This window comes from Shewanella sp. SG44-6 (assembly GCF_014164185.1).
GTDB lineage: Bacteria > Pseudomonadota > Gammaproteobacteria > Enterobacterales > Shewanellaceae > Shewanella > Shewanella vesiculosa.
Map to the genome: position 1 here is coordinate 1 of NZ_JACJER010000083.1, position 21,351 is coordinate 21,351.

General features: G+C 40.2%; 17 protein-coding genes. 8 read left to right on the forward strand and 9 right to left on the reverse strand.

The genetic code is table 11. The annotated features are described in order from the left end of the window. Positions 1–46 precede the first annotated feature (46 nt). Complete coding sequence (locus tag H5185_RS14675) at positions 47–712, forward strand: cytochrome b/b6 domain-containing protein (RefSeq protein WP_182742464.1); 666 nt, start codon at positions 47–49, stop codon at positions 710–712. A 390-nt stretch (positions 713–1,102) separates the two neighbouring features. Here the strand turns inward: H5185_RS14675 and H5185_RS14680 are convergent, their stop codons facing one another. After that, entirely contained in the window at positions 1,103–1,552 is a 450-nt protein-coding gene (locus H5185_RS14680) for a cytochrome c (RefSeq protein WP_124017128.1), read from the reverse strand. 267 nt (positions 1,553–1,819) lie between these two features. Between H5185_RS14680 and trpR the strand changes: the two genes are divergently transcribed. After that, complete coding sequence (trpR, locus tag H5185_RS14685) at positions 1,820–2,098, forward strand: trp operon repressor (RefSeq protein WP_182742465.1); 279 nt, start codon at positions 1,820–1,822, stop codon at positions 2,096–2,098. A gap of 297 nt (positions 2,099–2,395) precedes the next feature. Here the strand turns inward: trpR and H5185_RS14690 are convergent, their stop codons facing one another. Further along, positions 2,396–2,773 carry a hypothetical protein gene (locus H5185_RS14690; protein ID WP_182742466.1) on the reverse strand — a complete coding sequence of 126 codons (378 nt, stop codon included), beginning with the start codon at positions 2,771–2,773 and terminating at the stop codon, positions 2,396–2,398. Positions 2,774–3,041: 268 nt separating this feature from the next. Beyond that, a complete protein-coding gene (gene slyD / locus H5185_RS14695) occupies positions 3,042–3,608 on the reverse strand; it encodes a peptidylprolyl isomerase (RefSeq protein WP_182742467.1) in 567 nt (188 codons plus the stop codon). A 727-nt stretch (positions 3,609–4,335) separates the two neighbouring features. Here slyD and thrA point away from each other — a divergent pair. From thrA to H5185_RS14715, 4 genes are all read left to right on the forward strand, one after another. Next, on the forward strand, positions 4,336–6,804 hold the full coding sequence (gene thrA / locus H5185_RS14700) for a bifunctional aspartate kinase/homoserine dehydrogenase I (protein WP_182742468.1): 2,469 nt from the start codon (positions 4,336–4,338) through the stop codon (positions 6,802–6,804). Beyond that, entirely contained in the window at positions 6,801–7,760 is a 960-nt protein-coding gene (gene thrB / locus H5185_RS14705) for a homoserine kinase (protein ID WP_182742469.1), read from the forward strand. Before thrA ends, thrB begins: the two co-directional genes overlap by 4 nt. Before the next feature lie 48 nt (positions 7,761–7,808). Next, positions 7,809–9,092 carry a threonine synthase gene (gene thrC / locus H5185_RS14710; RefSeq protein ID WP_124017134.1) on the forward strand — a complete coding sequence of 428 codons (1,284 nt, stop codon included), beginning with the start codon at positions 7,809–7,811 and terminating at the stop codon, positions 9,090–9,092. Positions 9,093–9,271: 179 nt separating this feature from the next. Next, positions 9,272–9,814, forward strand: coding sequence for a hemerythrin domain-containing protein (locus tag H5185_RS14715; RefSeq protein ID WP_124017135.1), 543 nt, complete (start codon positions 9,272–9,274; stop codon positions 9,812–9,814). Between the two features lie 134 nt (positions 9,815–9,948). On the opposite strand, the gene H5185_RS14720 is transcribed toward H5185_RS14715, so the two are convergent. From H5185_RS14720 to H5185_RS14740, 5 genes are all read right to left on the reverse strand, one after another. Further along, positions 9,949–10,134, reverse strand: coding sequence for a DUF3545 family protein (locus tag H5185_RS14720; protein ID WP_124017136.1), 186 nt, complete (start codon positions 10,132–10,134; stop codon positions 9,949–9,951). 254 nt (positions 10,135–10,388) lie between these two features. Beyond that, the gene (gene pgi, locus H5185_RS14725; RefSeq protein WP_182742470.1) at positions 10,389–12,026 is read right to left on the reverse strand and encodes a glucose-6-phosphate isomerase; all 1,638 of its coding nucleotides are present in this window, start codon (positions 12,024–12,026) and stop codon (positions 10,389–10,391) included. Positions 12,027–12,041: 15 nt separating this feature from the next. Next, a complete protein-coding gene (gene tal, locus H5185_RS14730; protein WP_182742471.1) occupies positions 12,042–12,995 on the reverse strand; it encodes a transaldolase in 954 nt (317 codons plus the stop codon). Positions 12,996–13,291: 296 nt separating this feature from the next. Then, complete coding sequence (locus tag H5185_RS14735) at positions 13,292–14,410, reverse strand: OmpA family protein (RefSeq protein ID WP_182742475.1); 1,119 nt, start codon at positions 14,408–14,410, stop codon at positions 13,292–13,294. Between the two features lie 394 nt (positions 14,411–14,804). After that, entirely contained in the window at positions 14,805–17,171 is a 2,367-nt protein-coding gene (locus H5185_RS14740) for a phosphoketolase family protein (protein WP_182742472.1), read from the reverse strand. Between the two features lie 521 nt (positions 17,172–17,692). Between H5185_RS14740 and H5185_RS14745 the strand changes: the two genes are divergently transcribed. Together H5185_RS14745 and yaaA are read left to right on the forward strand one after the other, a co-directional pair. Continuing rightward, positions 17,693–19,129, forward strand: coding sequence for a sodium:alanine symporter family protein (locus tag H5185_RS14745; RefSeq protein WP_182742476.1), 1,437 nt, complete (start codon positions 17,693–17,695; stop codon positions 19,127–19,129). A gap of 116 nt (positions 19,130–19,245) precedes the next feature. Next, complete coding sequence (gene yaaA, locus H5185_RS14750; RefSeq protein WP_182742473.1) at positions 19,246–20,022, forward strand: peroxide stress protein YaaA; 777 nt, start codon at positions 19,246–19,248, stop codon at positions 20,020–20,022. Between the two features lie 101 nt (positions 20,023–20,123). On the opposite strand, the gene H5185_RS14755 is transcribed toward yaaA, so the two are convergent. After that, the coding region (locus H5185_RS14755) for a M20/M25/M40 family metallo-hydrolase (RefSeq protein ID WP_182742474.1) at positions 20,124–21,351 on the reverse strand (1,228 nt) is incomplete at its 5' end.

Consider the following 21,351-nt stretch of genomic DNA (forward strand, 5'->3'; position numbering starts at 1 on the left):
TTGGCTTATAATCGACTTATAAGCAAATTTATAAGGGCTGTTATTAGTGAGTATAGAACAACAAAAAATAAAGGTATGGGATTTTCCAACCCGTTTTTTTCATTGGGCCATGGTGTCTTTAGTTGGCGGATTATGGTGGACAGCTGAAATAGGAGAAATGCAGTGGCATCAGATACTAGCGTACCTGTTGATGACACTGATTATATTTAGATTAATTTGGGGCTTTATAGGAAGCGATACCGCTAAGTTTACACATTTTTTTGTAGCACCTAAAAAAGTTATTGCTTACGCAAAAGCACAGCCTAAACCCAAGTCGATAGGCCATAATCCATTAGGTGGGTATATGGTCATTTTATTGTTAAGCATCATTATGCTGCAATTAATTAGCGGATTATTTGCTACCGATGATATTTTTACCGAAGGTCCATTGATGTATCTTGTATCGTCAGATATAGCAGGATGGTTAACTTGGTTACATAAAACCAATTTCAATATTATTTTAGCTATGGCCGCGATTCACATCATTGCGGTAGTTGTCCATGTCGCTAAAGGTGACAATATACTTAAAGCAATGTTTAGTGGTTATAAACTGGCTAGCAAGCAGATAACCCCACCTCGCTTACGTTCGCCTTGGATAGCGTTAATTATCGTATTAGCCATATTTGTCTGTGTATGGTGGTTGTTGCTTGAACCTGTAGTCAGTTATTTATAAATTTATATTAGGGTTTGTTGATTTTTAGTTTTTTGCTGCGAATTGTTAGTATGTAGTTGAAGTTGTCAGTGATTAAGCTGTGAGCTTTGTTGTGTCGTTATTTCACATGAAAAGCCAATACCCTAGTAGATATGACCAATAAACATTGCCCTAAGGTGTAGGTTAAAAGCGTATTATTCTGTGTTGAGCGAAATGCTGCTTAGATTGCTAGGTAGTGTTCCACTCGCTTGATTATCTCACGTTTATCTCGAACGAAATCGAACCAAAAACTCATTAATCAGCAATAAAAAAGCCCATATGCATGGGCTTTACTCTTTTGGGTTACAGGTCTGAACGACTTATTGCTTGCTTAAACTAATCGATTTAAATCTTGTTCAGCTCCAGGTAACTTTAGTCTTTTTTGTAAACGTCGTGACAACCTTTACAACTTTTACCAGTGTTAGCAAAAGCTTGTTTAATACTGTTCTCATTACTTGTTTTAGCTGCAATAGCTAACGCTGCGGCATTATCTTGGAATGCAGTCATTTTGCTATCAAAGTCAGCCTTATCTTGCCAAATTTTTGCAAGAGCTTCAGTATCGCCTTTATCAGAACCGTCAATAAAACCTTCATGTGGTAGTTTTGATAGTGCGGCAACATTATCTGCACGAGAACTAAACACCGCTGCATCAAAAGGTTTTTTACCTTTTAGCATCGCGCCCATATCACCAAAGTTATAAGCAATTAAGCCGAAAGCAGCTTGACGGTATTCAATGGCATCAGCTGTTTCTTTGAAATTATTCGCAAATACTGCTGGAATCATCATTGCGGTAACCGCAACTGTTAGTAATATCTTTTTCATCGTTATCCTTCACTTTTTGTTGATGGTACCGGTTCCATAAGCACTAATACTCATTAGTCATGCTTAATATTAAGCTAGCGTGTTCTAACGTTTGCCACTTAGCCAAATATTTAGCGCTAAGTTTCAGTGTATTAGTCTTTATTCTACACAATTTCATTATCATTTTGCGATATGTTTTATTACATGTTTATCAACGGCTGTTTTGCTAATTTGCGTAGTTCCTTGATACACTTGTAATGTCTAGGCATTACTATAAAGAGAAATACAATGCGTGCCAATTGGAATTTAGTGGTAGAAAAAATTTTAACTCATGCTAACGAAGATGATTTATCTGTGTTGTTTCAATTATTATTAACGGAAGAAGAGCGCAGCGCTGTTTCTGGGCGTTTACAGGTATTTCAAACCTTATTGGCGGGGAAATTAAGTCAAAGACAAATCGCAGCAGAGCATCAGGTCAGTATTGCAACCATTACGCGTTGTTCAAATTATTTGAAAAATATGTCAGTAAAACAAAGAGATTCAGACAAAAAGTTAATTTTAGACTAGTTTGTTTTGATAGAAATATTCTTTATTAATCATATTATCAGAGCTTTTTTGTTATCGATAACAGATAGCATTGCTGTTCAATGGTTATTCATATCATTAATTTTAGAATTATCAAATTGACCAGCACAAATAAATAGTCTCATTAATTTACTGTGCCTAATTGGGGGAGGATCACAGCTCATTGGTATTCGAATTACTTTCATTATCTTGAATGTGCTTAGCTCAGATTATAACGAGATAACTAATTTCTCGCCCCAATTGAGCGGTTCTATTTTATCCAGTATTTACCAATACAGCTTATTGACTGATGCTTCTCGGGAGTCTGTGGTGACGATAGCTTGAGCGTCTCAAGATTAGATAAACACCATAAGTGATTAAACACAACGCAAACAGTGTGCTGGAGTCTCTAGGGTAAAAGCGATAAAGGCTCACAGCGGTTAACACATAGATAAATGGCATCAATCCATAGAGTGTTTCAGGGATTAAGCCTGATTTTCTCTTACGTTTAGCATCAGTGCGACGGTTTTTGGACCTCAGGTTATAGATATATGCACCATACAAATACACAACAACAGAGGCAATCAGGGCATAGTTGGGTTCAAGCAAAAAAATACTGACACAGCCTATAACCATGTAAGAGAAAGGTAATAATTCGTATAGCGGTTTAATTAACATAAGCACTCCGTCGCTACGTATTAATTATTATATTGGTAGTCAACTAGTGAGGATTGCACTCCAAATAATCCATAAAGGGAGTTGCAATAAATCTAACTAATTGATGCGAGTAAATTAATGCTACTAATCTGTTAGTATAACCTAAATAAAAAGGCACTGACTAGTTAATAGACAATGCCTTGAGTTTTTTCAATCTTTCTACTGACAAATAGACTTTAAACATAACACCAGATAAGGTCTATTGATCAAATAATTTATGCGTAACGAATTAACGACAGCCGCAACCGCCATTACCATCACAGCCAGGTTTTTCTGAACCACATGATTCATGACCGTGGTCATGTCCGTGCTCATGGCTGCCACAACCGCCTTCAGCATGGATATGACCATGAGAAAGTTCTTCAGCTGTCGCTTCTCTTACTGCAATGACTTCAACACTAAAATGCAGTGACTGACCTGCTAATGGATGATTTCCATCAACAACAATGACATCGTCTTTGACTTCAATCACTTGAACTGGGCGTTGGCCCATTTCAGTTTCAGCGATAAAACGCATACCCGGAACAATGTCTTCGACATCACCAAATGCACTGACAGGAACTTCTTGCTTTAAGCCAGGATGATATTCGCCATAAGCTTGTTCAGCAGGGATTTTCGCCTCGATAGTTTCACCAACAGTTTTACCTTCTAAAACTGATTCAAGTCCAGGAATTAAATTTTCAGTACCATGTAAGTAAACCATAGGCTCACTTTCAAATGAACTTTCAACTAATAAACCTTGCTCATCAGATAAGCGGTAATGAATAGTGACCGCCGCATGTTTTGTAATTTTCATATCGCCTCCAATTGTGATGTGTGCATGATAGCGTATTTTGCTATCAAGCTGCGATGGCTAACATCAGTTTTTGCTTATTCAATCACAGCTTTTTGTATTTTGTCTTATGCTGCAGGTTTAATTACCTGAATGCTGAAAATAAATCAGTATGTTTGTCATAGCGTTGCAAAGGCTTCTCGTTCACTTTTCTGGTATCTCTATCGACAGTCGACTATTGGGGTTTTAATCATTTTGTTAATTCTATAGCACTGTATTTATTATATTTTATTGTTTTTTCCTTTTCTGTTGACGTTTACGTTAAGGTGGGAAATCGCTATTGATTATCGTTACCAGTAGTGACTTGTGACGCTATGACACCTCTTTACTCAGAAAATCAACTTAGCCTAAAAAATAACTTGTAAATAAACTGTAAGCAGGGGTTGACAACCTTAGGTAAAAAAAGTGATTCTGTTAGCCAAGGAAAATCAGATTGTTGAATCTGATTCAATAATTATCAGCAGTTAACATTTATTATAAAAAGAGAATCATCAAATGTTTACCCTCATGCTCGTTGTAATTACTACCATTACAACCACCACTATTACCATAGTGGGGGCGGGCTGATTACACCCTAAAAGATTTGTACAACAAGCCCGCTTCTAACATCTGAAGCGGGCTTTTTTGTTTTAATTCTAATCATTTGGTTTTAATTTAATGTTGTCACTCTATTAGTGACATGGAGATTGACATGAAAGTAATGAAATTTGGTGGAACATCACTAGCGAATTGGCCTCGTTTTTCTATGGCGGCAGACATTATTGCTGATACTGCATTAACGGAATCTGTTGCGACTGTACTTTCTGCTCCTGCCACTGTGACCAATGCGCTTTTAGAAATGGTCGATATTGCCGTTAATCAGCAAGATTACCAGTCAGTATTAGACCATATTAGTTCAGTTTATAGTGGACTCTTTTCAGATGCCGCAGCATCACTGATCACGTCTTCTCAGCATCAGTTGCTGGTTGAAAAACTAGCCGTACAAATGCAAATTTGGCAAGACAAACTATATGGGATTAAATTACTAGGTGAATGCCCTGACAGTGTCCGCGCTGAAATCGTAGTCACAGGTGAACGATTGTCGGCGGCATTAATGGAGCAAGTGATGTTGGCAAAAGGCATCACTTCAGCACAACTTGATCCTGTTGCGCTATTTTTAGCTCACGGACAGCCGTTGGAGTCTGTGGTTGATATCGCAGTCAGTAAGCTACGCTTTGCTTTACTTAAGCTTGAACAATGTCGCGTATGGGTTATGCCTGGTTTTACTGCTGCAGATGCTCATGGCAAAGTGGTGACATTGGGTCGTAATGGTTCTGATTATTCCGCTGCTGTGCTGGCGGCCTGTTTAGATGCCTCTAGTTGTGAGATTTGGACTGACGTTGATGGGGTTTATAATACTGACCCACGAGTAGTTGCTGATGCAAAATTATTATCACAATTAAGCTATCAAGAGGCGATGGAATTATCTTATTTTGGTGCCAAAGTGTTGCACCCTAAAACTATTGCACCGATTGCTCAGTATCATATCCCTTGTTATATCAAAAACAGTTTTAATCCATCTGCCCCTGGCACCTTAGTGTCTAATGACGATGATAAAACTGGTTTACAAGTTAAAGCGATTTCAAACCTTGATAACCAAACCATGTTTAACGTTTCTGGTCCTGGTATGAAAGGCATGGTTGGTATGGCAAGCCGAACATTAGCGGTTATTTCTCGCAGTGGTATTTCAGTATCTCTAATTACTCAAAGCTCATCTGAATACAGTATCAGTTTCTGTGTAGCCACTTCAGATGCCAATAAAGCGAAATGGGCATTAGAGCAAGAGTTTGAACTAGAAATTAAGAGTGAATTACTTGAACCAATAGAGTTACGTCATGACCTGTCGATTGTGTCTCTGATCGGCGATGGCATGAAAACCCACAAGGGAGTCGCGGCTAAGTTTTTTACCGCGTTAGCTAAAGCCAGTGTGAATATTGTTGCGATTGCGCAAGGTTCATCAGAGCGTTCTATTTCAACGGTTATCCAACAGAAGAAAACTAAACATGCCATTGGCGCATGTCATCAAGCCTTTTTTGATGTACAGCAGTATCTCGATGTATTTTTAGTTGGCAGCGGTAATGTGGGGGCGGGTTTATTAGAACAAATTAAGCAACAAGGCTCGATGCTAAAAGATCAGCACATTAGCATTCGTGTTTGTGGCATTGCTAACTCTCGTCAGATGATATTAAGCAGTGAAGGTTTTGAGCTTACTGAATGGCAATCATTATTGGCCGAAAAAGGTCAACCATATGATTTAGCTAAGTTGCTGCAATGGGGGCAAGAACAACAATTGCTTAACCCTGTGCTGGTTGATTGTACTTCGAGCGAGTTAGTGTCAGATCGTTATCTTGATGTCATGAATGCCGGCTTCCATGTTGTGACACCCAATAAAAAGTCTAATACTCGTGATTATGCTTACTATCAAGAGCTGCGTAAAACAGCGTTAACTCAGCGCCGTCAATTTTTATATGAAACCACGGTTGGTGCTGGTTTGCCTGTCATCGATAACCTGAAAAAGCTCATGTACGCGGGAGATAAACTACATAAGTTTAACGGTATTTTATCTGGGTCGTTATCGTATATCTTTGGTATGTTAGATGAAGGTATGAGCTTATCGCAAGCAACATCCATTGCTCGTGATAAGTGTTTTACTGAACCCGATCCTCGCGATGATCTCAGCGGTATGGACGTTGCGCGTAAGGTATTAATTTTAGCCCGTGAAGTCGGTCTACCTTTAGAGCTTGAGGACATTCATGTCGAGTCGGTATTGCCTGTAGGTTTTGATGACTCTGGTGATGTAAATCAATTTATGGCTAATCTGCCTTCATTAGATGCAGAAATATCAGCCCGAGTCGCAGCAGCAAAAGCCGAAGGTAAAGTACTGCGTTATGTTGGCCAAATCGATGAAGGCCAATGCCATGTCAGAATTATTGAAGTGGATGCAACTAATCCGCTTTATAGTGTTAAAGGTGGCGAGAATGCCCTAGCATTTTATAGCCGTTATTATCAGCCGATCCCGTTCGTGTTAAGAGGTTATGGTGCAGGAACTGAAGTGACAGCAGCTGGCGCCTTTGCAGACGTGCTAAGAACCCTAAATTGGACTCGTGAGGTTGGGTTATGAAGCAAACGTTAAAGGTAAGCCAAGACACGCTTACGGTTTATGCACCAGCATCAATGGGCAACGTGGGGGTGGGATTTGATTTGCTTGGTGCAGCCTTAGCGCCAATCGATGGATCATTACTGGGTGATAAGGTAATGATCAGTAGTGCGGTTAGTGGCATCAGTTATAGTCAGGTGGGTGAATGGGCGCATAAGCTACCCGCTGACGGCAAAGACAATATCGTTTATCAATGTGCGGAGTTCTTTTTAGATAAATTACAAAAACATGATGGAGTAACTCTCTGCCTAGAAAAAAACCTTCCTGTAGGCAGTGGCTTAGGCTCAAGTGCAAGCTCTGTTGTTGCCGCATTATATGCTCTAAATGAACATTTTGGACTGCCGTTTGACCAGCAAGCTTTGTTAGCTTTGATGGGCGAATTTGAAGGTAAAATATCGGGTAGTGTGCATTACGACAATGTTGCACCTTGCTATTTAGGAGGCATGCAATTGATGCTTAACTCTGATAAGCAAGCATGTGCAACCATCCCGAGCTTTGACAATTGGTATTGGGTGGTCGCGTATCCTGGTATCTCGTTATCGACTGCCAAAATGCGCGCATTACTACCTCAACAATATGATAAATCGGTTGCGATTGATTTTGGTCGATACTTGAGTGCTTTTGTTCACGCAAGTTATCGGCAAGATGCAGCACTAGCGATTGAAATGCTAAAAGATGTTTTAGCTGAGCCTTATCGTGCCGCAGCGATTCCAGGTTATACGGATGCTCGGGCAGCATTAACTGACTTAGGCATGCTCACAACAGGTATCTCTGGCAGTGGTCCAACACTGTTTAGTGTAACTGACGATTTAGCCACTGCAGAAAAAGCCAAAGTTTGGTTAATGGAGCATTATATCTCTGAGCCAGGTGGCTTTGCTCATATTTGTAAATTAGATCAACTCGGCACGCGCTGCGTGTAACGTTTAATTTTTCGCATTATTTATATTGAAATTTAAAAGGCAGTCGCAATGGAATTATATAACTTAAAACACCCATCGCAGGTAGTAAACTTCAGTCAAGCCGTCCAGCTTGGCTTAGGTAAAGACAGAGGATTATTTTTCCCAACATCGATTCCGGTGCTAGCCGATATGGATGCATTATTGGCGTTACCTTTTGCTGAGCGCAGTAAAAAAGTGTTGGGTGCATGGTTAGCCGATGAGTTGGGGCAGGACAGTGTAGATACACTGGTTGATAACGCATTTACCTTTGATGTGCCACTCGTTAAGGTTGACGATAAGCGTGCTTGTTTAGAGCTTTTTCATGGTCCAACCTTAGCATTCAAAGATTTTGGTGCTCGATTTATGGCGCAATGCATCGGCTTACTTGCTGGAAACAAAAAACTGACTATTTTAACGGCGACATCCGGTGATACTGGTGCCGCAGTAGCGGATGCATTTTACGGTTTAGATAACGTCAACGTGATGGTGTTGTATCCCAAAGGTAAAATCAGTGAACTGCAAGAAAAAATGTTTACTACTTTAGGTCAAAATATCCATACGGTGGCGGTAACCTCTGACTTTGATGCGTGTCAGCATCTTGTAAAACAAGCATTTGATGACAGCAATATTCGCGAAGATTTAGCCTTAAATTCGGCGAACTCAATTAATATTAGCCGTTTGTTAGCCCAGATCTGTTATTACTTCGAAGCGGTAGCGCAAGCCAAGCAAGCTGGACAAGATGATATTGTATTGTCTGTACCCAGTGGTAACTTTGGTAATTTAACCGCAGGTTTATTTGCTAAAGCCATGGGCCTCCCCATTAAACGCTTTATTGCCGCCACTAACAGTAATGACACTGTACCGCGTTACCTTGTCGACGGAGAATGGCAGCCGCATAAAACAGTGGCAACCATGTCAAATGCTATGGATGTGTCTGAACCGAGTAACTGGCCTCGTGTTGAGGCTATTTGCGCGCAGATGGGGTGGCCGCTATCATTGGTTACTGGTGTTGCACTTTCAGAGTTTGATACTCGTGCAGCATTGCTTCAGTTATATCAGGCTGGCTATCAATCTGAGCCACATGCCGCTATCGCAGCCCATGCATTAACTCTAGGTCTGGAGGGTAACGAAACCGGTATATTTCTTGGTACTGCTCATCCTGCTAAGTTTAAGGATGTGGTTGACCGTGAGTTATCGATTAATTTGTCCTTGCCTCCTGAATTGGCTGCAGTTGCACAAAAAGATATCTTGTCAGCGCAGTTACCAGCAGACTTTGAACAGCTTAAGTCACATATGTTTGCAGTATTAAAATAGTTTTTTGCAATATCTAGCACCTTATATCGATTAGATCGCTATAAGGTGTTTTTTTATATTTCAATAATATGATCTTAATCATACCCCAAAAGCTTTATACCAGTGTAGATTAGTAAACAGTGCATTTTTGACTATTATTTAAACATTATCGTTTGGTAAATAGATTACGGGAGAAGACTATGTTGCAACGTTTAATGCACGACCATAAGCATATTGCTATTTTGTTGAATATTCTTTCCAATAAATTGACTCGATTGGCAGATGGCCAAGGAGTCAATTTTAATCTGGTTAGAGATATTGTTGAGTACATGCAGAGTTATGCAGAACACAGCCATCATCCTTTGGAAGACATTATTTTCGATTACTATAGTAATAAAACCGGCCAGGCAAATAGTGGCCAGTTGTATAATGAACATCATCGTTTAGCTGAAGCATCTAGCGCGTTAGTTTATAGCCTGAACATGATCTTATCTGATGTGGTGATTTCACGAGATCAACTTGTTAAAGATCTGCAAGAATATATCGAACTTCAAGAGAAGCATATGCAGTACGAAGAGCGGGATGTGTTTCCGAATTTTGTTAACGTGTTTGATGAAAAGGATTGGCAAAAAGTCACCGTATTATGTGAAAAACGCTTAATTGAAGACCCATTATTCAATGACAGCAATAAAACGGTTTTTGAAGATTTACGTGCCTATATTGAGCATGCAGACAATAAATAAAATGTTTTACTTTGATGAAGAGATATTGAAAGTTATCAATGCCTAATCTGACACGATTTTGTTAAACAAAAAGAGCGCATTAAGCGCTCTTTTAATTGATTTTATCGTTAGGCTTTAATGGTGATATAACCCAATTAAAGCACTAGTGTGTTAACATCAAAATCGAATGAATCATCAATATCTTGCAGTTCCCTAAGCAAACGCTGTTTATCCTTAATGGCTTCAATCTCACGCCATTTGCGTTTTTTAGGCGAACTTTTTGAGCGGCTTGGTCTTTCAACAACTTCGTCTAGCGCACCACCATAGTCTAATCGATCCATGGTAACCTCCCTTTTATTATGATGTCTCTGCAGATAAATATCATATAACCGCTATAGGATGCAACACTTGTGTTTCATTAGCGTTACATGTCAGCTGTTTTTTTATGCTTCATATTGATGTTTTTAGCTAGTGATTAACGATGTTAATAAATGATCAATAAATACATATCCTGAACATAAAAAAACACCCTCAAGACTATTGAGGGTGTTTTGATACAAAGGCTTTGTGGGCGAGCGTTAATTTGCCTCAGGCGTTAAAGCTTTCCCTGACGATAAAGGTTGATCAACGCATTACTTGATGAGTCTAATTGTGTTGCCTCTTCTTTAGCACCAATACGCTCCAATACATCATTACCTAGCTGCTTGCCGAGCTCCACTCCCCATTGATCAAATGAGTTGATTTGCCATATAGCACCTTGAACAAATGTTTTATGTTCATATAGCGCAATCAACGCGCCTAAGGTCGTTGGCGTCAGTTTATTCATTAATAAAGTATTACTGGGTTTGTTACCTGACATGACCTTATGTTTAGCAATCAGCGGTATTTGAGCCGCGTCTAATGAACTATTACTCAGTTCTGCTAGTGCTTCAGCATAAGTTCGGCCTTGCATTAACGCTTGAGTTTGTCCAAAGCAGTTTGATGCAAGTTGGTCATGATGCTCACCTAACGGATTATGGCTCTGAAGTGGCATGATAAAGTCCGCAGGGATCAGTGATGTTCCTTGATGCAGCAACTGGTGGTAAGCATGTTGTCCATTAGTACCTTCACCCCCCCAAATAACAGGACCCGTGCTGTAATCAACATCACTACCGTCTAAGGTGACTGATTTTCCATTACTTTCCATATCTAATTGCTGGAAATAAGCTGGCAGACCGCGCAGATAATGATCATAAGTCAAAATGACGTGTGCTTGAGCACCATGAAAGTTGCCATACAACACCGATAGCATTGCCATGATCACTGGCATATTTTGTTCGACAGGTGTATTGGAAAAATGCTCATCCATTTGATGTGCGCCATCCAGCAAGGCTTTAAAGTTATCCATGCCAATAAGTAGCGCAATAGGTAAACCAATCGCTGACCATAAAGAGTAGCGGCCGCCAACCCAGTCCCACATTGGGAATATGTTGCTAGCGTCCATACCAAACTCTGTTGCTTTAGTCACATTTGATGTCACGGCAACAAAGTGCTTAGCGACATCTTGTTGGCCTGCACCTTGGGCTAAAAACCAGTCTTTAGCGCTCAGAGTATTAGTGAGTGTCTCTTGGGTACTGAATGATTTCGATGACATCACAAACAAGGTTGTTTCAGCATTGAGATTTTTTAGCTTTTCACAAATAGAGGTCGCATCAACATTGGCAACAAAATGACAGTTAAGTCCTTCTTGCCAATAGGGTCTTAGCGCTTGTGATACAATTTTGGGGCCAAGGAATGAACCTCCAATACCAATACTCACAATGTCAGTAATCGCTTTACCTGTATAACCTTTCCACTCTCCAGATTGAACAGAGCCAACAAATTTAGCCATTTTAGCTAATGTTTGTTGTATTTCAGGAACGATGTTCGCCCCTTCAGCCATGATAGTTTGAGTTGATTTACTGCGCAGTGCAGTATGTAATACCGAGCGTTGTTCAGTGTTGTTAATCACATCACCATTAAACATCGCGGTAATTTTATCACTCAGTTTTGCTTCTTTAGCGAGAGAGAATAGCAGCTTAAGTGTTTCATCGTTCACACGGTTTTTAGAATAATCTAAAAACAGACCACAAGCCGCAACGCTCATTTGTTCAAAACGTTGTGGGTTTTGGGCAAATAATTCGCGCATGTGAGGTAGTTGACTTGAATGCGTTTGTAGCGCTTTCCAAGTCGTGCTTTGAGTCAGTGTAGTCACGAGTAAAGCCTCCAACTAGCTTAATTTTGTCTTTAGCATAACTTCTAGTTTGCCTTGATCGATGGCAAAGTTACGAATCCCTTCAGCTAATTTATCCACAGCCATTGGATCTTCATTAAATGCCCAGCGGAACTGTGCTTCAGTGAGTGCTGCTGGAGCCGAATGTGTTGCTGCAGTTGCCACTAACTTTTCGCTGATTTCAATATCAGTATTCGCTAACTCTTCTAGTAACGCTGGGCCAATTGTTAGACGATCACAACCAGCAAGCTCAATAATTTCACCGATATTTCTGAAACTGGCACCCATTACAACAGTGTTATAGCCGTGCTGCTTGTAGTAGTTATATATCTCAGTAACAGAGACTACACCAGGATCGGTTTGTGCTGTGTAATCTTGGCCTGTGTCTTTTTTATACCAATCTAAGATGCGACCAACAAAAGGTGAAATCAAGTATACGCCAGCTTCGGCACAAGCTCTTGCTTGAGCAAAGCTAAATAGTAATGTTAGATTGCAGTTTATCCCTTCTTGTTCAAGTTCTTTTGCCGCGCAAATACCTTCCCAAGTTGAAGCTAGTTTTATCAGAATACGCGATTTGTCTATACCAGCGTCTTGGTATAATTTGATTAGCTTGTGCGCTTTGTCAATTGAGCCTTGTTTGTCAAATGATAAGCGTGCATCGACTTCCGTTGAGATACGGCCTGGTACTAGCTTTAAAATTTCAACACCAATATTGACAGCCAGTTTATCACCAGCATCTTCGATCTGTTGTTCAACATTTTGGCTTTGGTTTTTTGCCCATTCAATCGCATTTTCGATAAGAAAAGCGTATTCAGGGATTTGTGAGGCTTTCAAGATTAGCGACGGGTTAGTTGTGGCATCTTCAGGCTGATAACGCTTAATTGCCTCTATGTCGCCAGTATCAGCAACGATGGTAGTGAATGATTTGAGTTGCGCGAGTGCATTGGCCATGGAAATTTCCTCTCGATAAGCAATGAAAATAGATCAATGCCTTTATTAGAAGCGATTTTAGGGATTATTCCAACTTTATTTGTAAAAAAATTACCAAATAATCCGTTATTTTCGCTTATTTAAAGCCATTATTGTCGTTAAATAGACAGAATTGGTTAGTTTATACGGTGCAGAGTTCCAATTCTATTACCTGAATGTCAGTGTCAGCCACTGTTGTAAGGCTTATTAGGTTGTTCTTAAAATAAAAAAGCCGCTGCAAGCAGCGACTTTTAAAGTATAGCGTATCAATATTACAATTAACGTAATACTGCGCGTTTTTCGGTACCCGTCACGATAGCTTCGATACGACGGTTAACACGGTTAGCTTCAGCTGAGCTACCTTGCATAACAGGTTGAGTGATACCGTAACCAACAGCATTGATTCTGCTTTTGCTAATGCCATACTTTGTGTTCAGTGCATTTGCAACCGCTACAGCACGACGCTCAGAAAGCTTCATGTTGTATTCTGCTTTACCTACGTTAGACGCATGGCCTCCGATAGATACAGTATGTTGTGGGTATTTGTTCATGAAATCTGCTAGTTTTTCTAAATCAGCAAATGAGCCGGCACGGATCTCTGCTGAGTCATTAGCAAACAAAATACCACCTAAGTCATGCTTAGTGGTGATGTTTTCATAAACAGTACAACCTGTAGCATCAACTTTGTGTGTTAAAGGAGTATTTGGACATTTGTCCATGTTATCTTTAACACCATCTTTGTCAGCATCACCAGGTGTTACAGCAACAATTGGAGCCACTACTGGAGCAACAACTGCAGCAGGAGCGCTAGTACCAAAACGATAACTTAGCTCAAGACCCCAGTAGTTACTTTCCATTGAAAGTGTATTCCACTTTTCTTCGTCAAGGTTTTCATAACGACGGTATTTAGCTTGTAATTTTAGGTTATCAGTAAAGTTATAACCAACACCAGCACCTAAATATGGTGCAATACCGCTATCACTGTAATATTCAGTGTTGTACTCTTTTTTGTTGGAGATTAAGTAGTTTAATGCACCGGCTTCAGCAGATAAACTCCACTTGTCAGCTAATGGGTAAAAACCAACAAAACCTAATGACATACCACGAACACCAACATCATTACGTTTGTTTGAATAATCAGTCCATTCAGCGCGGCCAAGGTCACGATAACCTAATTCAATTCCGATGTATTCGTTAAATAAATAGCCACCAAATACGTCCCAAGCATATGGGTCATCTTCACCACACACTTTCATGGTTTTTTGGTCACAGTTTGGTTCGTAGTTATTGACGCCTAAACCACCGCCAACGTACCAAGGTGTTAATTCTTGAGCAGCAGATGCAGCGAAAGGCAACATCGATGTGAGTAATACTACTTTTAATGTGTTCTTCATCATATTTTTATAGTCCATTGTTATTTTACTCCACCAAATATGCATGTAACGGAGTTGTTATCTTCATGCATTGCTGACGCTTAATGTGGTGTTCCTTTGTATTTTAGTCAACGGCGCAAGTATGGGTGGTAATTAGATGTTTTTCCATAGTAAAAAAGATTAATTTTTGGTAATGGTCGGTAAAATACCAGTGTAATAAAATTGAAGCGACATAAAAAAAGTAAGTAAAATCATAAGCTAAGTGTGATTGTTTTATTTTGGCATTGATTGGAGAGTAATTATGAATATAGTACTGATTTTTAATGTTTTTGCTTTTTATGCCCGTAATGAGCATATTTTGGAGGTGAAAATAAAAATACGCCTAGAAGGCGTATTTTTGGTCTAATAATAAGTTAGTTTAACGAGTCCATACCCAGTTTTCGATTTCTTCTGGATCCACACCATTGGCTTTGATGTAGTTCTTATGGTCAACTAATCTTTGCAACATATCTGTGGTGATGGTCACATGTTGTGTTTCATCAATAACACCTTGCTGGAATAATTTGTAAGCCATATCGATCACTAAGTGATAGCGAGATGTACTGTTACGCACTCCCATATCAAATGGTGTCGTCGTTGAACCTTCTTCTTCATAACCTTTAATACGGAAACGACGGTTACCTTTATAATCAAAGACCAATTTCTTGATGGTATTTGGATAACCATGGTAATTAAATACCACACCTTTGTCTTGGGTAAATACTTCATCCATCATCCAAGGTTTGCTTTGAAATTCAAGGCTGCCTAAACCGCTACTGTGAAGTTCTGACACGCTGACAAAACGGATACGTACTCTTGGTAGTATTTCACGAATGAGAACTAAAGAAGCCATACATTCTTGAGTTGCATAATCACCACAACCAGCTAATACCACATCAGGATTGGTATCTGAGGCGAAATCCCATACCATCATGCCATCTTTAGCTTGTTGACGAGCTTCAGCTAAAGATAACCATTGAGGTAAAGATTTTTTACCTGCAACAATAATATTCAGTTTGTCTCTGTCAGCATAAGCTTTTTCGGTATATACCAAGGTGCTGTTTGCATCTGCTGGCAAGTAAGCAGAGATAATTTCTGGGTGCTTCTCTAACATTGCGCCTAGGAATGATGGGTTCTGATGAGAGTAACCGTTGTGATCTTGACGTTCTAATAACGATGACAATACTACGTTACATGCTGGAATTGGCTTACGGAAATGGATCCCTTGGCTGGCATGGACATATTTACAGTATTGGTCAGCCATTGATGACACTACCTGAGAAAAAGATTCATAAGTAGGGAACATACCGTGACGGCCGGTTACTGTGTAGCCATGTAACATACCAAATAACAAGTTTTCAGATAACAACTCAATCACGCGGCCATCGCGCGACATATCTTGGTCCCAGCTTTCTATAGGCCATTGCCATGAACGATCTGTTTCTTCAAATACAGCTTGTAACTGATTTGAATAAGTTTCATCTGGACTGAAAATACGCAGGTTGCGTTGATCGCGGTTCAGTTTGAATGCATCACGCATCCATTCTCCCATTTTCAACATTGAAAAACCACGATGGCCACGAGGTGTTTCAGCACCATAACCCAGTTTGCTTAAATCTGGATTCGTTAAAGCGCGAACCACTTCACCGCCATAACTTAAACGTTGGCGACCACAGCATAAATCCTTTGGTGGCATTAATGACATGATGTCTTTATCAAATATCAGTTCGCCGCTTTCAGTCGTTTGTACTAGCTCATCAAACTTATAGCTGGCTAACCATGTATTGAGTGCTTCTAAATGGCCTTTATCTTTAGCACAGTTGCTGACAATCACTTGATGGGATTCACAGTTACCGGCTAATTTTTTGCCATCATATTCAGCTGTACCCGTCCAACCTTTAGCTGTTCTCATTAAAATAACTGGCCAACGAGGTTTCACAACGTCTTCACCAGAACGAGCGCGACGTTGAATGTCAGTGATCATTTCATAAGACAAATCCATTGCCACTGTCATTTGTTCAAAGATGTCCGTTTCCATTTCATCATCAACGATGATGGGGTGATAACCAAGGCCACGGAATTCGAGATCCAGTTCTTCATGGCTCATGCGGCCCATACGGGTTGGACCTGAGATCTTATAACCGTTAATATGGACGATTGGCAGAACTGCACCGTTATGCTCAGGAGAGACTAAACGGTTAGCATACCAAGATGCTGCTAATGGGCCGGTTTCCGCTTCACCGTCACCGATCAAACAAGCGGCAATAAGATTTGGGTTATCTAATACAGAGCCCCAAGCGACAGAAAGTGAATAACCAAGCTCACCACCTTCTAATATTTGGCCTGGAGCTTCTGGGTTTGCATGTGATGGATAGCCGTAGGCTGCTGAGAATTTTTTACAGATATCTTCGATACCTGTTTCTGTGAATGGAATGGTCTCAGGATAGAAATGACTAAGTGAACCTTCAACAAATAAGTTAGCTTGCACAGCTGGGAAACCGTGACCAGGACCAACAAGGTAAATGAATTCACGCTTATGCTTAACAATAAGACGGTTAACGTTCGCGTAGACAAAGTTAATACCAGGACATGTTCCCCAGTGACCGAGTAGACGAGGTTTGATATCTGTATGTTGTAACGGACGCTTAAAAAGTACGTTTTGCTTCAGATAAATCTGTGATGTCGCAAGGAAGTTCGTTGCTCTTACGTATTTTTTTAGCGCGATGATTTCATTTGGGTTAGTCATAGTGACCTCTATTAAAAGTGAAAAACTTATTTAACCTTCTTTGAGAACACTGTATCTGTAATTTAGTTACAATAATGTGGCCTTTATCTAATTTCTGAGTAATGAGGTTTGGTTTCGATCGCATTTATTGTTGATTTGTCGCTAATTACTTGAAATTTAATAACGATTCAAATGCTTTTTAAACATAGAGCATTAATAGTAGAAATGATAAAGTGTGACTGAGATCACTTGTTAATTTTTGTTTTGTTGATGTTATTGCAACGTTTCATTTACTTAATCGATGTGTATGCTAGGTAACGTAGCTTTAGCATTCGTAGTCCTGAGTGATCAATACCTATTAATCCACGACCATAACCTTTTATAATGGCGACTTTATATAGGTACTTTTATTAGTATTACCGTTTTACACATAGCAGCTTGCACATGACGTGCTTGGTCTGTGCCTTATGTGTTTTATATTCAGTGCAATGGCCTGATACAGAAAAATAACCTTATAACGGGGAAGATTAGACAATATGGCAATGTTAGAGACGATTGTTAATTTCATGAATAGCCTGCTTTGGGGCAAATTATTGGTTTATGGGTTGGTGGGAGCAGGGTTATTTTTTACTATTCGTCTTGGTTTTATTCAAATTACCCATTTTGTGCACGGTATTAAAGTACTCGCGATTAGCCGCCGTCCAGGTAAGCATGGCTTATCATCATTTCAAGTTTTTTGTACCAGTATGGCTGCACGTGTCGGAGCTGGTAATATGGCTGGTGTCGCGGTTGCAATTGGAACAGCAGGGCCAGGTGCCGTGTTTTGGATGTGGGCTATAGCAGTATTGGGTATGGCTACTGCGATGATAGAGTCGACTCTTGCTCAGGTTTATAAAGTCAAAGATGGTGATGGCCAATACCGTGGTGGTCCAGCTTATTATATGGAGAAAGGCCTTGGTCAGCGTTGGATGGGCGTGGTTTTTTCTATCTTCCTAATTTTAGCATTTGGTCTTGTATTTAATGCTGTTCAAGCCAATACCATTACCGGTGCAATGACTCAAGTTTTTGGTTTTGAACCACTGTGTATCGGTATTGGTATTGTTATCTGCAGTGCGTTTGTCATTGTAGGTGGCCTTAAAAAAGTTGCTAAAGCATCTGAGCTCATTGTACCTGTCATGGCGATTGCTTATATTGCTATAGCATTTGTTGTTGTTGGTATGAATATTGAGAAGTTACCTGACATATTCATGTTAGTTATTAACAGTGCATTTGGTTGGCAAGAAGCCGCTGCTGGTGGTGTTGCTTATAGTGTTGCTCAAGCAATGCAAGCCGGTATTGCTCGAGGATTATTTTCAAACGAAGCCGGTATGGGAAGTGCAGCAAACGTGGCTGCCAGCGCATCTCCAAATCCTAATCACCCAGCATCGCAAGGTTTTGTGCAAATGATGGGTGTATTTGTCGATACTATTGTTATTTGTACTGCAACGGCTGCAATTATTTTATTGTCTGGTGATGCAGCATCTAGTTCAGATGGCATTGCGAAAACGATTAGTGCACTTACCAGCCATGTGGGTGATTGGGGGGGAGCATTTATTGCCTTTGCCATTTTACTTTTCTGCTTTACGTCTATTATTGCGAACTATTCTTACGCAGAAACTAATGTCATGTTCTTGTCTGGTAATAGTAAAAAAGCTTTGCCTGTATTTCGCGTAGTTGTTTTAGGTATGGTGATGTTCGGTTCACTGGCTAAAATCAGTCTAGTATGGGATTTAGCCGATGTATCAATGGGATTAATGGCTATTGTTAATATTGTGGCCTTATTGTTATTGTCTGGCCTAGCGATTCGAGTTATTAACGACTATCGGGAACAGATTGATGCGGGTATCGATCCGGTATTTGATACCAGTAAATTTCCAGAGTTAGCCGATCAATTAGAAGAAAAAATTTGGCCTAATTCTTCAGAGCCTATAAAGAAATAAACTTGGGTATAGAGTGTTTAATCGAATAGCTCAATCGAAAAAACCATGCTAATGCGGCATGGTTTTTTTATATCAGTTCAGTATGATGACGTTATGATTTTATCCGGAGCTTACTTATGTTGGTCTTAGTTTCACCTGCGAAAACATTAGATTTCGAACATTCACCTATTTCTAATACCCATACTCAGCCGCGCTTTCTAAAACAAAGCCAAGCGTTGATTGATGTTTGCCGTGAATTAACTCCCATGGATATTGCCAGCTTGATGAGGGTGAGTGATAAAATAGCAGGGCTGAATGCCGCTCGGTTTGCTGATTGGCAGCCACCGTTTACCTTAGATAATGCTAAGCAGGCCATTTTTGCCTTTAGAGGTGATGTGTATACAGGCTTTGATGCAGATAATTTATCTGAGTCACAAATGGCTTCTAGTCAAAAACATTTACGTATTTTATCTGGTTTGTATGGCTTACTTAAACCACTAGATTTAATCCAACCGTATCGCTTAGAAATGGGTACTAAGCTGGCAAACCCTGAAGGTAATAACTTGTATACTTTCTGGGGAGAAACGATTACAGAAGCTGTTAATCAAGCATTGAAAGAGCAGGGCGATGATATCATTGTTAACTTAGCCTCTAATGAGTACTTTAAGTCTGTTAAAGTAAAACAACTTCAAGGTCAGCTAATTACCCCAGTGTTTAAAGACTGCAAAAAGGGCCAATTTAAAGTGATTAGTTTTTATGCCAAAAAAGCTCGTGGTTTGATGGCGCGCTATATTATTGATACTAATCCCACTTCTGTTAAGCAATTAACTGAGTTTGATCTTGAAGGCTATTACTACAGCGAAGAGCTGTCGACTGCCACAGAGCCTGTATTTTTACGCGCCGAACAAAAGTAAAACTTTAAGTCCATAGCCTTAGCCAATAAAAAAGCCCTTAAACAAGGGCTTTTTAGTCATCAAATTCTGAGCTCAATTGAACTTAATCGCGCTACAACTCGCTAGTGTTGGTCTTTTTGCTCGGTAACAGGTCTTAAATCAATTTCCGATTGTGCCATCATGTAGGCAAATTGGACATAAGCTGCTGCACTTTGTGCCAGTTTCTTAGGATCAATTTTATCTAATGTATCATTCGGCGTGTGGTGATAATCAAAGTAGTCTGTGCCATCTTGGTTCAATGAAGCAACCGGTACACCTAATGCGGGTAGCATCGACACATCCGGTCCGCCTGAAGCGTTATTATTGCCAAGCTCAACCCCATTAAGTGTTATGGCTGAGTGTTGTTGTTTCACTTGCTCGAATGTGGCGGGGTTAACATTAAAATCAATTTTATAAATAGGTCCTGCACCAAAATCAGATTCCGCCGCAATATAATGCTTGCCTAACTCATCAGCATGTTGCGCTGCATAGGCTTTACCACCAACTAAACCCACTTCTTCTGCTGCGTATAATACCACTCGAATAGTACGTGCAGGTTTTTGCGGTAAGTCTTGAATGAGTTTAGCTGCGGTGGTAACAATCGCCACACCTGCACCATCATCAATTGCACCTGTGCCTTCATCCCACGAATCAAGATGAGCACCGATAAGAACGATTTCATCTGGTTTACTGCTTCCAGTGACTTCGGCTATAACATTATAAGATGTCGCAATACCTAAATTTTCTGAGGTCATATTCAGTGATAGGGTTATGTTAGGATTACGCTTTAACATGGCATTAATCAAATCTGCATCAGGGTTAGACATTGCTGCGGCAGGAATTTTAGGGGTTCCTTCTTCGTAACGCATCATTCCTGTGTGTGCCATTCTGTCATGATCTGTGCCAATGGAACGGATAACAATTGCTAAGGCTCCTTTTTGAGCCGCAACAATGGCTCCTCGAGAGCGGCCACCAACAGCCTCGCCATAACCTTTACCAGTAATGTGGCGTTCAGTTTTACGGTCAATAAACACTATTTTGCCTTCAATGCGCCCCGGTGATGCATTGGATAACTCTTCTAAACTGTCAAAGCGTACAATCTGTGCTTGAATTCCGTTAACTGGGGTTGCAACACTGCCACCTAAGGCTGTCACGACTAAAGGTTGCTCATAAGGCGCTACGATACTCGCGTGTGCGCTGCCTCTAGACCAAGCAGGAACTTGAACCGATTCTTTATATACTTTATCAAATCCGAGCGACCACAGTTTTTCCATCGCCCAATCAACGGCCATGATGTCTTTGTCTGTACCC